The organism is Streptomyces sp. NBC_00005 (assembly GCF_045160215.1).
Taxonomy (GTDB): Bacteria; Actinomycetota; Actinomycetes; order Streptomycetales; family Streptomycetaceae; genus Streptomyces.
Genome location: NZ_CP108316.1, coordinates 3590033 through 3602447, shown reverse-complemented (window position 1 = coordinate 3602447; position 12415 = coordinate 3590033). Strand labels below are relative to the sequence as shown.

At 70.1% G+C, this 12415-nt stretch carries 15 protein-coding genes; 9 read left to right on the top strand and 6 right to left on the bottom strand.

Translation table 11 applies throughout. The features are described from left to right. Positions 1-64: 64 nt before the first annotated feature. Positions 65-781 (bottom strand): IclR family transcriptional regulator NdgR, encoded by a 717-nt coding sequence (ndgR, locus tag OG303_RS16455; RefSeq protein ID WP_007384919.1) that lies wholly within the window; start codon positions 779-781, stop codon positions 65-67. 189 nt (positions 782-970) lie between these two features. Here ndgR and leuC point away from each other — a divergent pair, with 189 nt between their 5' ends. From leuC to OG303_RS16435, 4 genes are all read left to right on the top strand, one after another. Continuing rightward, complete coding sequence (leuC, locus tag OG303_RS16450) at positions 971-2401, top strand: 3-isopropylmalate dehydratase large subunit (RefSeq protein WP_405869137.1); 1431 nt, start codon at positions 971-973, stop codon at positions 2399-2401. Between the two features lie 5 nt (positions 2402-2406). Continuing rightward, positions 2407-3000, top strand: coding sequence for a 3-isopropylmalate dehydratase small subunit (gene leuD, locus OG303_RS16445; protein ID WP_405869136.1), 594 nt, complete (start codon positions 2407-2409; stop codon positions 2998-3000). 275 nt (positions 3001-3275) lie between these two features. Then, entirely contained in the window at positions 3276-3506 is a 231-nt protein-coding gene (locus OG303_RS16440; protein WP_405869135.1) for a hypothetical protein, read from the top strand. Between the two features lie 137 nt (positions 3507-3643). Then, positions 3644-4285 carry an HU family DNA-binding protein gene (locus tag OG303_RS16435; RefSeq protein WP_405869134.1) on the top strand — a complete coding sequence of 214 codons (642 nt, stop codon included), beginning with the start codon at positions 3644-3646 and terminating at the stop codon, positions 4283-4285. Positions 4286-4369: 84 nt separating this feature from the next. Here OG303_RS16435 and OG303_RS16430 read toward each other — a convergent pair whose 3' ends face one another. Next, on the bottom strand, positions 4370-4573 hold the full coding sequence (locus OG303_RS16430) for a hypothetical protein (RefSeq protein WP_405869133.1): 204 nt from the start codon (positions 4571-4573) through the stop codon (positions 4370-4372). A gap of 133 nt (positions 4574-4706) precedes the next feature. Further along, positions 4707-5345: a 2-phospho-L-lactate guanylyltransferase gene (cofC, locus tag OG303_RS16425; protein ID WP_405869132.1), complete on the bottom strand. Its 639-nt coding sequence runs from the start codon at positions 5343-5345 to the stop codon at positions 4707-4709. 156 nt (positions 5346-5501) lie between these two features. On the opposite strand from cofC, the gene OG303_RS16420 reads away from it, so the two are divergent. Genes OG303_RS16420 through OG303_RS16410 form a run of 3 tightly spaced genes read left to right on the top strand, consistent with a single transcriptional unit; the run spans position 5502 to position 8508 of the window. Beyond that, a complete protein-coding gene (locus tag OG303_RS16420; protein WP_405869131.1) occupies positions 5502-6284 on the top strand; it encodes a lysophospholipid acyltransferase family protein in 783 nt (260 codons plus the stop codon). Continuing rightward, positions 6281-7291, top strand: coding sequence for an NAD(P)H-dependent glycerol-3-phosphate dehydrogenase (locus tag OG303_RS16415; RefSeq protein WP_405869130.1), 1011 nt, complete (start codon positions 6281-6283; stop codon positions 7289-7291). The genes OG303_RS16420 and OG303_RS16415 overlap by 4 nt, the downstream gene beginning before the upstream one ends. A gap of 59 nt (positions 7292-7350) precedes the next feature. Next, on the top strand, positions 7351-8508 hold the full coding sequence (locus OG303_RS16410) for a D-alanine--D-alanine ligase family protein (RefSeq protein WP_405869129.1): 1158 nt from the start codon (positions 7351-7353) through the stop codon (positions 8506-8508). 1 nt (position 8509) lies between these two features. Here OG303_RS16410 and OG303_RS16405 read toward each other — a convergent pair whose 3' ends face one another. Then, positions 8510-9004 carry a DUF3515 domain-containing protein gene (locus tag OG303_RS16405; RefSeq protein WP_405869128.1) on the bottom strand — a complete coding sequence of 165 codons (495 nt, stop codon included), beginning with the start codon at positions 9002-9004 and terminating at the stop codon, positions 8510-8512. A 20-nt stretch (positions 9005-9024) separates the two neighbouring features. Beyond that, positions 9025-9258, bottom strand: a complete 234-nt coding sequence (locus OG303_RS16400) for an Lrp/AsnC family transcriptional regulator (RefSeq protein ID WP_003997603.1) — start codon at positions 9256-9258, stop codon at positions 9025-9027. 206 nt (positions 9259-9464) lie between these two features. On the opposite strand from OG303_RS16400, the gene OG303_RS16395 reads away from it, so the two are divergent. Both OG303_RS16395 and thiD read left to right on the top strand, forming a co-directional pair. After that, positions 9465-10430 (top strand): thiamine-phosphate kinase, encoded by a 966-nt coding sequence (locus tag OG303_RS16395; RefSeq protein WP_405869127.1) that lies wholly within the window; start codon positions 9465-9467, stop codon positions 10428-10430. Next, positions 10427-11227, top strand: coding sequence for a bifunctional hydroxymethylpyrimidine kinase/phosphomethylpyrimidine kinase (thiD, locus tag OG303_RS16390; RefSeq protein ID WP_405869126.1), 801 nt, complete (start codon positions 10427-10429; stop codon positions 11225-11227). The genes OG303_RS16395 and thiD overlap by 4 nt, the downstream gene beginning before the upstream one ends. Here the strand turns inward: thiD and OG303_RS16385 are convergent. Beyond that, a complete protein-coding gene (locus OG303_RS16385) occupies positions 11202-12413 on the bottom strand; it encodes an FAD-dependent monooxygenase (RefSeq protein ID WP_405869125.1) in 1212 nt (403 codons plus the stop codon). The two genes, thiD and OG303_RS16385, sit on opposite strands and share 26 nt — an antisense overlap. Positions 12414-12415: the final 2 nt, after the last annotated feature.

The following is a 12415-nucleotide window of genomic DNA, read 5'->3' as shown; positions in this document are numbered from 1 at the left end:
GGGGAGGGTCTGCCGCGGCGTTGAGGCGGGCCCTCCCCGTTGACGTACCCGAAGGCTCCCGGGGTCAGCCCGTGCGGCGCAGTGCCTCGGAGAGGCGGGCGGCGGCGTCGATGACCGCCTGGGCGTGCATACGGCCCGGGTGGCGCGTGAGGCGCTCGATGGGACCGGAGACCGACACCGCGGCCACCACGCGGTTGGAGGGGCCGCGCACGGGCGCGGAGACGGAGGCGACGCCCGGCTCCCGCTCGCCGATGGACTGGGCCCAGCCGCGGCGGCGTACGCCCGAGAGTGCGGTGGCCGTGAAGCGGGCGCCCTGCAGACCCCGGTGCAGACGCTCCGGCTCCTCCCAGGCCATCAGGATCTGCGCGGAGGAGCCGGCCTTCATCGTGAGCGTCGAGCCGACCGGGACCGTGTCCCGCAGTCCGGACAGGCGCTCCGCGGCGGCGACGCAGATGCGCATGTCGCCCTGGCGGCGGTAGAGCTGGGCGCTCTCGCCGGTGATGTCACGGAGATGCGTGAGCACCGGGCCCGCCGTCGCGAGGAGGCGGTCCTCACCGGCGGCCGCGGCCAACTCGGCAAGGCGGGGGCCGAGAATGAAGCGGCCCTGCATGTCGCGCGCCACCATACGGTGGTGTTCCAAAGCCACGGCCAGACGGTGGGCCGTGGGTCGTGCGAGTCCGGTGGCAGCGACCAAGCCTGCGAGGGTGGCCGGACCGGACTCCAGGGCGCTCAGGACAAGGGCTGCCTTGTCCAGGACGCCGACGCCGCTACTGTTGTCCATGAAACGATACTCGCGTCTCACTCTGTGAAACGCAAGTTCCTTTTCTCGTGAGACGCGCAACCCTTGTAGGCACAGCGGCCCGCGGATCAACGGGCCTGGCGGCGGCTGCCCGGGAACAGGGGCCGTGGGCGTCGCCTCCACAAGATCTCTAGTTGGGCCGGCGCACCTTTGCCGGCCGGAGGGAAAGCGATGGGTAGGACACTCGCGGAGAAGGTCTGGGACGACCACGTCGTCCGGCGCGCCGAGGGCGAGCCCGACCTCCTCTTCATCGATCTGCACCTCCTGCACGAGGTGACCAGCCCGCAGGCCTTCGACGGTCTGCGCAAGAGCGGTCGCCCGGTGCGCCGTCTAGACCTCACCATCGCGACCGAGGACCACAACACCCCGACCCTCGACATCGACAAGCCGATCGCGGACCCGGTCTCCCGGGTCCAGCTGGAGACGCTGCGGAAGAACGCCGCCGAGTTCGGTGTGCGCCTGCATTCGCTCGGCGATGTCGAGCAGGGCGTCGTGCACGTCGTCGGCCCGCAGCTGGGTCTGACCCAGCCCGGTACGACGGTGGTGTGCGGTGACTCCCACACCTCCACGCACGGCGCGTTCGGCGCGCTGGCGTTCGGCATCGGCACCTCCCAGGTCGAGCACGTGCTCGCCACCCAGACGCTGCCGCTGGCCCGCCCCAAGACCATGGCCATCACGGTCGACGGCGAACTCCCGGACGGCGTCACCGCCAAGGACCTGATCCTGGCGATCATCGCCAAGATCGGCACGGGCGGCGGCCAGGGCTACATCCTGGAGTACCGCGGCTCCGCCATCGAGAAGCTCTCGATGGAGGCCCGGATGACCATCTGCAACATGTCGATCGAGGCCGGTGCCCGCGCGGGCATGATCGCCCCCGACGAGACCACCTTCGCGTACATCAAGGGTCGCGCCCACGCCCCCGAGGGCGAGGACTGGGACGCCGCCGTCGCGTACTGGAAGACGCTGAAGTCGGACGAGGGCGCCGAGTTCGATGCCGAGGTCGTCATCGACGCCGCGTCGCTGGCGCCGTTCGTCACCTGGGGCACCAACCCCGGTCAGGGCGCGCCGCTTTCGGCCGACGTCCCCGACCCTGCTTCGTACGAAGACGCTTCGGAGCGCCTCGCCGCCGAAAAGGCCCTGGAATACATGGGGTTGGAGGCCGGCCAGCCGCTGCGCTCCATCAACGTGGACACCGTCTTCGTAGGCTCGTGCACCAACGGCCGTATCGAGGACCTGCGTGCCGCGGCCGCGATCGTCGAGGGCCGCAAAGTCGCCGACGGCGTACGGATGCTGGTTGTCCCGGGCTCGGCGCGGGTGGGTCTGCAGGCCGTTTCCGAGGGCCTGGACATCGTCTTCAAGGAGGCCGGCGCCGAATGGCGGCACGCGGGCTGCTCGATGTGTCTGGGCATGAACCCGGACCAGCTGGCCCCGGGTGAGCGCTCCGCGTCCACCTCCAACCGCAACTTCGAGGGCAGGCAGGGCAAGGGCGGCCGTACGCACCTGGTGTCGCCGCAGGTCGCCGCCGCGACGGCGGTCCTGGGCCACCTGGCCTCCCCGGCCGACCTGTCCGACGCCGAGACCCGTACGCCCGCTGGAGTCTGAGAGTCATGGAAGCATTCACCACGCACACCGGCCGGGCCGTTCCGCTGCGTCGCAGCAACGTCGACACCGACCAGATCATCCCTGCTCACTGGCTCAAGAAGGTCACGCGGGACGGGTTCGAGGACGGGCTGTTCGAGGCCTGGCGCAAGGACGAGAACTTCATCCTCAACCGCCCGGAGCGGCAGGGCGCCACGGTCCTGGTCGCCGGCCCCGACTTCGGCACCGGCTCCTCCCGTGAGCACGCCGTGTGGGCGCTGCAGAACTATGGCTTCAAGACCGTGATCTCCTCCCGCTTCGCCGACATCTTCCGCGGCAACTCGCTGAAGAACGGCCTGCTCACGGTGGTCATCGAGCAGAAGATCGTGGACGCGCTGCAGGACCTCAGTGAGCGGGACCCGCAGGCCGAGATCACCGTCGACCTCGAGGCCCGCGAGGTGCGCGCCGAGGGCATCACCGCCTCCTTCGAGCTGGACGAGAACTCCCGCTGGCGGCTGCTGAACGGGCTGGACGACATCTCCATCACCCTCCAGAACGAAGCCGACATCTCCGCGTACGAGGCCAAGCGCCCCTCGTACAAGCCGCGGACGCTGAACGTCTGACCCAGGTCGACGCCAAGGGCCGGAACCTGACGGGATTCGGCCACCGGAACACCTCCTCTGTACCCCCGATCAGCCCGATCGGGGGTACAGCTGTGTCTGCGCCCGAACTGCCCCGACGGCCCTCGCGGTTTTCGCCAACTTCCCACGTTACGACGGTTGTTGTGGGGGTAGCCGAGCCCTGTAGGAGCGACTTCCGGACAGGCCCGGAAGGCCGTTTGAGGCATCAGTTGCGACCCCCGCAGGCGACAACTCGCCCCAGATGGCACAATCTGTGCATGGAACACGACGGCCAACTCAAGCTCTATGCGGCAGTCGCGGGCCAACTGAAGGAAGCGCACACAAGGGTGCGCGCACTGCAAGTCCCGGAGGGCGTACGGATGGCGCTGACCCGGAAGCTGCTGGTCATTACGGCCGCGGCCAAGCACGATCTCGCCGACGCGGCAAGGCGTCTGGAGGCGTTCACCGCGGACCTCGACGAGGGTCGATTCCCCGAAGAGGACCGTTGAACACGTCCGGGGCAGCCGAGTTCGTTGCGGCGCACGGGTGATTAGCCCGTTTCGTGTTTGATTTGCGGTATATATCTGCCTAACGTGCGAAAAAGCTTGAACACTTTCGTTCTGGCAATGTCTCCGAAGGGGAAGACGTGAACAAGGCGCAGCTCGTAGAAGCGATTGCCGACAAGGTCGGTGGCCGTCAGCAGGCCGCCGAGGCTGTCGACGCGGTCCTGGACGCCATCGTCCGCGCGACCGTCGCGGGGGACCGGGTCTCGGTCACCGGCTTCGGTTCGTTCGAGAAGGTCGACCGCCCGGCCCGCTACGCCCGCAACCCCCAGACGGGCGAGCGGGTTCGGGTCAAGAAGACCTCCGTTCCGCGCTTCCGCGCGGGCCAGGGCTTCAAGGACCTGGTGAGCGGCTCGAAGAAGCTGCCGCGCGGCGGCGAGGTCGCCGTCAAGAAGGCGCCCAAGGGCAGCCTGACCGGCGGGGCTTCCGCGACCGTCAAGAAGGCCGCGGCGAAGAAGACCACCGCCAAGAAGGCGACCGCCGCCGCGAAGAAGACCACGGCGAGGAAGACGACGGCCAAGAAGACCACGGCCACCGCCAAGAAGGCGACCGCGAAGAAGACGACGGCCAAGAAGGCCACGGGCGCCGCCAAGACCACCGCGGCCAAGAAGGCGACCGCCAAGAAGGCCCCGGCGAAGAAGGCGACGGCCAAGAAGGCTCCCGCCAAGAAGTCGACGGCTCGCAAGACCACCACCGCCAAGAAGGCCACGGCCCGCAAGAGGTAAGGGCACAGGGGCACTCACGCGCCGGGCCGGACTCCCCGTGGAGTCCGGCCCGCGGCGTGTTCGGGGCCGGGCCCCGAGCGTCGTTCAGAGGGTCTGCAGCGTCACGAGCGTGATGCGGGGGCTGTCCTTGGCGCCCTCGACCTCGATGCGCACCCGCTGGCCGGGGCGCAGCAGCCTCAGCCCGCCCGCGTCGAACGCGTCGGCGTCGAAGGGGACGGGGGTGCCGTCGTCGAGCAGCACGCTGCCGCTGCGGGTTTCGGCGTCGTACGTGTATGCGGTCGCATGCATGTCGGTCAGCGTAGTGCTTCCGGCGACTCGCCATCGGGCTGCGGGCCGTTCGCCGGCCGCAGGTGCGTCGTGGCCGGTCGCGCCCACACGGCGGAGCCGCACATCGATACCGCCCCGCGCCCCTTTCGGGGCGCTAAAGTCCCGCGATCAGCAGCCGCGTCGCCATCGCCGCCGTCCGCGGCCCCACCCCGAGCGCCAGCGCCGCGCGCAGGTCGTTGCCGGTGTCCACGTCCTGGCGTACGGAATCCACCGCGTCGAGGGACAGTTCCATGGCTCCCGATGCTCGGTGGCGGGCGCGGGAATCGGGGCCGAATGCGGGGAACAATTCATGGGAGGGAGTTGCGGCCAGCAAGGTCGTGCCGATTGCGGCCGCATCGGCGAGAAAAGCGCGGGGGAATTCCGCGGCCGCGTCCAGGACCCGGCGCAATTCCAGGGGACGTAGTGCCGGAAGATCGGCGTTCAGGGCCGCAACGGGACTTTCGGGGCGTGCGGTGCGTACCGCGGCCGCGCCGTGCGCCAGGGCCGCGTTGAGGCCGCCCCCGGGCTCGTCCGCGACGATCCGGGCGCCCAGCGCGGCCAGCTCACGGCCGGCCAGGGCGTCGTCCGTGACGACCGCCACATCCCTGACCGCCGGGCAGGCCAGCGCCGCCGCCACGGTGTCCTGGGCGAAGGCGAGGGCGAGGCCCGGGCGCAGCCCGTCGGCGGCGGTGTCCGAGAGCCTGCTCTTGGCCCGCGCCAGAGGTTTCAGGGGTATGACCAAGGTCCACTGCACCGGTGTTCCGTCCCTCTCTTGTCGCGGCCATTGTCACTCAGCCGTCACCTGTGCCATCTGGCGGTCGCGGCGTCGGGGCGTACGGTGTTCTCGACAGACCGGCGGCCTGGGGCGACACTTGTGCGGCCCCCCAAGGCCCTAGAGGAAGGTGTCCGCGTGCCCCGCCGCAGAATCGGCTTCTGGTACCGCTTCGCAGCGGTCCTCTGCAAACCGCCACTGGTGGTTCTGATCAAGCGGGACTGGCGCGGAATGGAGCACATTCCGGCCGAGGGCGGATTTATCACCGCGGTGAACCATAATTCTCACGTGGACCCCTTCGCGTACGCGCACTATCAGTACAACACCGGGCGGGTTCCGCGATTCCTGGCGAAGAGCGGCCTTTTCAAGAAGGGATTCGTCGGCGCCGCCATGCGCGGCACCGGACAGATCCCCGTCTACCGCGAGACCACGGACGCGCTCAGCGCCTTCCGGGCCGCGATCAACGCCGTGGAGCGCGGTGAGTGCGTCGCGTTCTACCCGGAGGGCACCATCACCCGGGATCCCGACCAGTGGCCCATGATCGGCAAGACGGGTGCCGCGCGGGTCGCACTGACGACCAAGTGCCCGGTGATTCCGGTCGCCCAGTGGGGGGCCAACGAACTGCTCCCGCCGTACGCGAAGAGGCCCAACCTCCGCCCGCGCAAGACCCATCACGTGCTCGCCGGCCCGCCCGTCGACCTCTCGCGCTTCTACGAGAAGGAGCTGACCCCGGACCTCCTGAAGGAGGCGACCGAGGTCATCATGGCCGCCATCACCCGCCAGCTGGAGGAGATCCGCGGCGAGAAGGCGCCCACGACGCCGTACGACCCGCGCCGTGAGCGGATCGAGCAGCGGCGCAGGACGCAGACACAGACGCATGTTCCGGAGCAGGCCGAGCAGGAAGAGGGGCAGAGTACGTGAGCAAGCCCGTCAAGGCAGCCGTGTTCGGCACCGGTTCGTGGGGCACGGCGTTCGCCATGGTGCTCGCCGACGCGGGGTGCGAGGTCACTCTGTGGGGGCGGCGCGGCGAACTCGCGGAAGCCGTCAACTCCACGCGTACCAACCCCGACTACCTTCCCGGTGTCGAACTCCCGGACAGCGTACGGGCGACGACGGACGCCGCCGAGGCCGCGCACGGCGCCGACTTCGTCGTCCTCGCCATCCCCTCGCAGACGTTGCGCGGCAATCTCGCCGAATGGGCGCCGCTGCTCGCGCCCGACACGATCCTCGTCTCCCTGATGAAGGGCGTCGAACTGGGCTCCGCCATGCGGATGAGCGAGGTGATCGAGGACGTCGCCAAGGTGGGTGCCGATCGCATCGCCGTGGTCACCGGACCCAACCTCGCGCGCGAGATCGCCGCCCGCATGCCTGCCGCCGCCGTGGTCGCGTGCACCGACGAGGCGGTCGCCCAGCGGCTCCAGGCGGCCTGCCACACGCCGTACTTCCGGCCGTACACGAACACGGACGTGGTCGGGTGCGAGCTGGGCGGTGCCGTGAAGAACGTCATCGGGCTCGCCGTCGGCATCGCGGACGGCATGGGCCTCGGCGACAACGCCAAGGGCTCGCTCATCACGCGCGGGCTCGCCGAGACCACCCGGCTCGGGGTCGCGCTGGGCGCCGACCCGCTGACCTTCTCCGGACTCGCGGGCCTGGGCGACCTGGTGGCGACCTGCTCCTCGCCGCTGTCGCGCAACCACACCTTCGGCACCAACCTCGGCAAGGGCATGACCCTGCAGGAGACCATCGCGGTCACCAAGCAGACCGCCGAGGGCGTCAAGTCCTGTGAGTCCGTGCTGGATCTGGCCCGCAGGCACGGCGTCGACATGCCGATCACCGAGACGGTCGTCGCGATCGTGCACGAGGGCAAGTCCCCCGTGGTCGCGGTGAAGGAGCTGATGTCGCGCAGCGCGAAGCCCGAACGACGCTGAGCGACCCCGGTCGAGGCGCGCTGTATCACGGCCCTACCACCGGGTACCCTCAACGCGATATGAGCACCGAGAACCTCCCCCAGAGCCCTGAGCAGCCGCCTCGCAAGCCGCGCGTGGCCGTCGTGTTCGGCGGGCGCAGCTCCGAACACGGGATCTCCGTGGTCACCGCCGGCGCCGTCCTGCGGGCCATCGACCGGACCAAGTACGACGTCCTGCCGATCGGCATCACGCGGGAAGGCCGCTGGGCCCTCACCGTCGACGAGCCCGAACGCATGGCGATCACCGACCGCCGTACGCCCGAGGTCGAGGACGTGGCCGAGTCGGGCGAGGGCGGCGTGGTGCTCCCCCTCGACCCCGGCAACCGCGAAGTCGTCGTCAGCGAGCCCGGATCGGTGCCCAAGGCGCTCGGTGAGGTCGACGTCGTCTTCCCCGTCCTGCACGGCCCCTACGGCGAGGACGGCACTCTGCAGGGCCTCCTGGAGCTCTCCGGCGTCCCGTACGTGGGCGCGGGCGTGCTCGCCTCGGCCGTCGGCCAGGACAAGGAGTACATGAAGCGGGTGTTCACCTCCTTCGGGCTCAAGGTCGGCCCGTACGTGGTGATCCGGCCGCGCGAGTGGCAGCAGGACGAGTCGGCCGCCCGCAAGAAGATCGTCGACTTCGCCGGCGAGCACGGCTGGCCGCTCTTCGTGAAGCCCGCGCGTGCGGGTTCGTCGATCGGCATCACCAAGGTCGACGACCTGTCCGGGCTCGGCGAGGCGATCGCCGAGGCCCAGCGGCACGACCCGAAGATCATCGTGGAGGCGGCGCTGCGCGGCCGCGAGATCGAGTGCGGGGTGCTGGAGTTCGAGGACGGTCCGCGGGCGAGCGTGCCCTCGGAGATCCCGCCGCCGGACGCGCATGCGTACTACGACTTCGAGGCGAAGTACATCGACTCGACCCCGGGGATCGTGCCCGCGCCGCTGACGCCGGCCGAGACCGCCGAGGTGCAGCGGCTCGCGGTGGAGGCCTTCGAGGCCGCGTCCTGCGAGGGCCTGGTGCGCGCGGACTTCTTCCTCACCGAGGACGGCGAGTTCGTGATCAACGAGATCAACACGATGCCCGGCATGACACCGATCTCGATGTACCCGCAGATGTGGCAGGCGAGCGGCATCAGCTATCCGGAACTGGTGGACCTGCTGGTGCAGGCGGCGCTGCGCAGGTCGACGGGACTTCGCTGAGCTAGTCGGCGATCCCTTCGGGGATCGCCTTCTTGACGGCAGGGGCCAGATCGACGAGCGGGGCCATGCCGTCTCCCGTGCGGTCCTTCGGAATGCTCACTTCGACGTACGCCTTGCGCAGTGTCGTGGTGAAGCGGAACGAACCGTCGTCCCGCTTCTCCAGCAGCCAGCCGACGCCGTCGACCTCGACCCCGTCGGCCTCCGGGTCGGTCATCTTCGAGGGCCGCTCGACACCGCAGCGCAGTATTATCGCCGGGTCGCCCCAGCCCGCGGTCAACGCGGAGGCGGGCTCGGGATCCTGGCGGTTTAGGCCGTCCACCTTGGACGGCAGCACCTTGTCCAGGTTGTGGCACAGCTTGGTGACCTTCGCGCCCGGGCCTGGAACCACAGCCCGGGCGCTGTCGTCTGCTGAGGAGCAGCCCGTGGCCGTGATCAGCACGGCGGCGAGAGCGGGCAGCCCGAAGACAGTGCGGTGCCGGTGACGGAAGGAGTTCACCGGCCAAGGGTAGACGGGGGCTACAGATGGACGACGGGGCAGGTCAGGGTGCGGGTGATGCCGTCCACTTGCTGGACCTTCGCGACCACCATGCGGCCGAGGTCGTCCACGGTGTCGGCCTGGGCCCGCACGATCACGTCATAAGGTCCTGTCACGTCCTCGGCCTGGATGACTCCAGGAATCTTGCTGATCGTCTCGGCGACGGTCGACGCTTTGCCGACCTCCGTCTGGATCAGGATGTACGCCTGTACCACGGAACCTCCAGGGCGGCCACGAGGATCATGTGGGGAAAAGGAACGCCACGGTATCGCGTCGCCGCTCGCCGCGGGGAGACCTGCGGAGCCCGCGACCTCCGCGCCGAGGTGCGGGCATGACGGAAGTTGACGGCCACCTCGACCGTATCGAGGACACTGATGACGCGCGACTGGGCACGGCAAGGGACAGAAGTGGAGCAAGGGCAATGAAGGGCACTGTTGGTGAGCTCGGGGAGTTCGGGCTCATCAGGGAGCTCACCTCCCGTCTCACCACCACCCCGGCGGTCCGGGTCGGCCCCGGCGACGACGCCGCGGTGGTGGCCGCGCCCGACCGACGGGTCGTGGCCAGCACCGACATCCTCCTGGAGGGGCGGCACTTCCGCCGGGACTGGTCCACCGCATACGACGTGGGGCGCAAGGCCGCCGCGCAGAACCTCGCGGACATCGCCGCCATGGGCGCCGTACCGACCGCGCTGCTGCTCGGCCTGGTCGTGCCCGGCGAACTCCCGGTCACCTGGCCGAGCGAGCTGATGGACGGGCTGCGCGACGAGTGCCAGGTGGCGGGCGCCTCCGTGGTCGGCGGGGATGTCGTACGAGGCGACACGATCATGGTGTCGATCACCGCGCTCGGCGACCTGCGCAACCAGGAGCCGATCACGCGGGGCGGCGCCCAGTCCGGCGACGTCGTCGCGGTCACCGGCTGGCTGGGCTGGTCCGCCGCCGGTTACGCGGTGCTGTCCCGCGGATTCCGCTCGCCGCGGGCGTTCGTGGAGGCGCACCGGCGCCCCGAACCGCCGTACCACGCGGGCCCGGCGGCCGCGGCGCTCGGTGCGACCGCGATGTGCGACGTCAGCGACGGGCTGATCGCCGACCTCGGGCACATCGCCGAGGCCAGCAAGGTCCGCATCGACATCCGTTCCGGCGCGATCGACATCCCGTCCCAGATGAACGACATCGGGCAGGCCGTCGGCGTCGACCCCATGCAGTGGGTGCTCACCGGGGGAGAGGACCACGCGATCGTGGCGACCTTCCCGCCGGACGTGAAGCTGCCGGCCCGCTGGAAGGTCATCGGCGAGGTGCTCAACCCCTCGGCGCTGCCCCAGGTGACCGTGGACGGGGCGCCGTGGACCAGCAAGGGCGGCTGGGACCACTTCGGGGACATCGAGTCGTGAAGCCCGGGGTTCTGACGGTCGCGGGCTCCGATTCCGGCGGAGGAGCCGGAATCCAGGCCGACTTGAAGACGATGCTCGCGCTCGGCGTGCACGGCATGAGCGTCGTCACGGCCGTCACCGCGCAGAACTCCCTTGGTGTGCAGGGTGCCTGGGAGCTGCCGGTGGAGGCGGTGCGGGCCCAGTACCGCAGCGTCGTCGACGACATCGGCGTACAGGCGGTGAAGACCGGGATGCTGGCCTCGGCCGAACTCGTCGAGGCCGTCGCCGAGTTGATCGGTGGGACGGACGTGCCGGCGGTCGTGGACCCGGTGGGGGTCTCGAAGCACGGGGACTCGTTGCTGGCGGCCTCCGCGCTGGACTCGATGCGCACGAAGCTGCTGCCCGTGGCGACCGTCGCGACCCCGAACCTCGACGAGGTGGCCCAACTCACCGGCGTACGGGTCGAGTCGGAGGCGCAGCTGCCCGAGGCGGCCGCGGCCGTGCTGTCGTACGGGCCGCGGTGGGTGCTCATCAAGGGCGGTCATCTGCCCGGTGAAGCGGTCGACCTGCTCACCGACGGCTCCGAGGAACACTGGCTGCGCGCCCCCCGGCACGACAACCGGCACACGCACGGCACGGGCTGCACCCTCGCTTCGGCGATCGCGTCGCAGCTCGCGAAGGGTCAGTCCGTGCCACGGGCGGTGGCGGCGGCCAAGGAGTACGTCACCGGGGCGATCGCGGCCGGGTTCGCACTGGGCGGGGGGATCGGGCCCGTGGACCATGCCTGGGCGCTCAGGCAGGGTAGTCGCGGAGCTTGATGTCGGTCGCCGCCTTCTCGGTCAGCTTCTTGAAGAAGCGGGCCAGGGGGCGGGAGCTGAGGACCCGGTACATGCGATCCCGGCTGCGGATGCGGCGCTCGGTCGGCGGGGCGAAGAACGGGCCCGCGTTGCCCGAGATCTTCTGGCAGCCCTTGGCGAAGTCCCGGATGCGCGTCTCGTACTCGGCGAAGGCGGTGCCGAAGTCGCCGCCGGCGAGGGCGAGTTCACCGGCGAGCACATAGGCGCCGACGATCGCCACGCCGGTGCCCATGCCCCCCATGGTCGCCCCGTACCCGGCGTCGCCGAGCAGCGCCACGCGCCCCTTGGTGAGGCGGTCGACGTGGATCTGGGCGATCGCGTCGAAGTACAGGTCGTCGGCCTGCTCCAGGGCCTTGAGAACGGTCGGGGCCTCCCAGCCCATCCCGGCGAAACGGTCCATGAGGATCTGCTTCTGCGCCGTGACGTTCCGGCGGTCGTACGTCAGCTGCTCGGACCGGAAGACCAGCAGGGCGCCCGCGCGCTCCGGGTCACCGTCGTAGTTGCCGATGGCTACCGCGCGGCCGGGCTCGCTGTAGACGCGGCCGGTGCGGTCCAGGCCCAGGTGGTTGGGGATGTCGAAGCCGGCCACGTAGTGGTCGAAGAAGCGCAGGTACCGGGACTCGTCGCCGAAGGCGAGCCGGCGGGTGTTGGAGTGGAGTCCGTCCGCGCCGACGACGAGGTCGAAGCGGCGGGGCGCGCCCCGCTCGAAGGTGACGTCCATTCCCTGGGAGGTGTCCGTGAGGGACGTGATCGAATCGCCGAAGACGTACTCGACGGAATCCTTCGTCCGCTCGTACATGATCTGCGCGAGGTCGCCGCGGAAGATCTCCACGTCACCGCTCATCATTTCGGCGGGCAGGTCCACGCGCGGGGTGCCGTCGGCATCGACGACGGCCTGGCGGCCCATGTGGGTCTGGCGGGCGTGGATCTCGTCCCAGATGCCCATCGCGGTGAGAACCGAGCGGTGGACGTGGCCGCGGAAGTCGACCGCGAAGCCGCCGCCGCGCAGTTCGGCGGCCTTCTCGACGACGGTGACCCGGGCGCCGAGGCGGGCGAGGTTCAGGGCGAGTGCGGGGCCGGCGATGCTCGCGCCGGAGACCAGGACGGTGAGGTGGCTGAGGTCGTGTGCGTTCGTCTTCTGCGTCATGG